General features: G+C 60.4%; 1 protein-coding gene and 1 pseudogene. Both read left to right on the top strand.

Going from position 1 to position 2,018, the window contains the following annotated elements; genetic code table 11:
• Nucleotides 1–1,076 precede the first annotated feature (1,076 nt).
• A pseudogene (gene tnpC, locus BF95_RS25215) lies at nt 1,077–1,712 on the top strand (IS66 family transposase); the annotation flags it as partial.
• A gap of 17 nt (nt 1,713–1,729) precedes the next feature.
• The gene (locus BF95_RS25210) at nt 1,730–1,975 is read left to right on the top strand and encodes a hypothetical protein (protein ID WP_043151651.1); all 246 of its coding nucleotides are present in this window, start codon (nt 1,730–1,732) and stop codon (nt 1,973–1,975) included.
• Nucleotides 1,976–2,018 lie beyond the last annotated feature (43 nt).

Genomic DNA, 2,018 nt, shown 5'->3' with positions numbered 1-2,018 from the left:
CGTGAAGCGCAACGCTAACTCGGCCAGTTCCTCGGGAGAGCGGACCGACGAGTCCGGTGCAATGATCCATCCCGCAAATGCCGCCGCGCGAAGTGCCTTGTCCGGATCGTTTCGTGGGCGCGGGTACCCAGGCGCAACAACAAGTCCGGCCGTCGCCCCTGTCGGGATGGGCTGGTCGCAGTCTCGTCATACCATCGATCGTCGCGCCGGACGGTCCAGTCCGATTAGCGAGCGCGTTGATATCGGGCGGCTGGCGAAGGCGCTTGGGACTGATCGCACAGAATCGAACGAGAGGTTGGCGCCCCCGCCGTGACAGTGCTCGCTCCGCGTCGTGACCGGATCGCTTGGCGTTCACCAGACGCGCGATACGGTAGGTGGAGGCGAAGCGGGCTTGTGAGATCTGACGTATCTTCTCCGTGCTGTGTTTCTGTGGCGCCTGCGTGGATCGTTCGACGATTGTCACAGCATCCCTGAGGAACGACCGCTCTTTTAAGCTCAGCGTTTTCGACAAACCTAGCGCTATCCCTAATCGAGGTCTACGGCGCCTCGACAAGACGAAAGCCGGTTTCGGGAGGGTGAGAGTCAACCTTGTTCAGCGTGATCCGACTGGCCAGCAATTCCGGCCTCCGACGCTCCTCGCCGACGCCATTATGAAGGCGGTGAGACCTGAACGCCCTCCGACCAGAACGTCGACCGATCGCATGACGAACGGATGGTCTGGCGCAGGCACGACGATGAAATCACCTCCGAGCTGTTGGCGAAGACGCTTGATAGTTCGATCTGTTTGTCGCGGACGGTGGTCATCAGTCCCGCGAAACTGGCCGTGAATGGCAGTCAGGTCAAGAATACCGCTTTAGATTTTCCCGCCCCAGACTTTTTAAATTTACTGAGGCAAAAAAAACGTTCTCGAACCGCATGTTTTTGGGAAGGGGCGTCTGGAAGCCCGAGTGGGTTAAATGAAGGCGCGTAGATGAACATCGGCTCTACCAGACCAAATTGACAGCTTCCGTCAGAACCGAACGTTCATGACGGTACCGGCTTTGTGTCGGTAGGCGACGCGCGCCCACGGCAGCTATCGCCAGCCTGGTCTCATCCTGGAGGCAGGATGCTTTGCCCATGCACGCAGGAAGTTCTTCGAACTCGCCGACGTCGAGGGCGCAGCGCGCAAGAAGAGCCGCGGCGAGCGAGCCAGTCCCATCTATCCGATTGCGCTGGAGGCGGTGCAGAAGCTGGACGCCCTGTTCGACGTTGAGCGCGGTATCAACGGCAAGACACCAGCGGAGCGGCTTGCCGCCCGTCAGGAGTTGAGCGCGCCGCTGATCGCCGAACTGCACGACTGGTTGAACGCCCAACTCGCCAAGCTGTCGCGTAACCATGATCTCGCCAAGGCCATCAACTATATGCTCCGGCGCTGGGACGCCTTCACCCGCTTCCTCATCGATGGGAGGGTATGCCTCACGAACAACGCAGCGGAACGGGCGCTGCGCTGTGTGCCACTCGGGCGGAAAGCATGGCTATTTTGCGGCTCCGATCGCGGCGGTCAGCGCGCCGCCATCATGTTTTCACTCATTCAGAGCTGTCGCCTCAACGACGTCGATCCCCAGGCTTGGCTCGCTGACGTCCTCGCCCGCATCGCCGGTCATCCGGCTAATCGGCTTGGCGAGCTACTCCCATGGAATTGGAAACCAACAGCGTTGAAGCTGGAGCCGTGATCTCATAGCATCACGGCATGGAATTTGGCCCGCAACCCGAACTCATTGAATCCTCTCTTTGCCGGTCCATCGAACAGGCGGGCGTACGGCTGACCATCAACATCGTGCGGATCGCCACCGAACGCGGTTGGTCCCTCGAGGTCGTCAACGAGCACGGCACCTCGACGGTCTGGGACAATCTATTCCCCACCGACCGCGATGCCGATGCTGCATTCCGCGATGTGCTCGCTCAAGAAGGCGTCGAGGCCTTCCTCGGCAAGTAAGATGCCAAATCCCGCAGCGAACCGTCAGTAGCTGCGGTCCTCG

Origin of the sequence: Sphingobium sp. Ant17, assembly GCF_000588875.1 — a bacterium.
In the GTDB taxonomy this organism is placed as follows: domain Bacteria; phylum Pseudomonadota; class Alphaproteobacteria; order Sphingomonadales; family Sphingomonadaceae; genus Sphingobium.
Note: the sequence above shows the minus strand (reverse complement) of the source record. Positions and strands in the feature narration are given on the sequence as shown.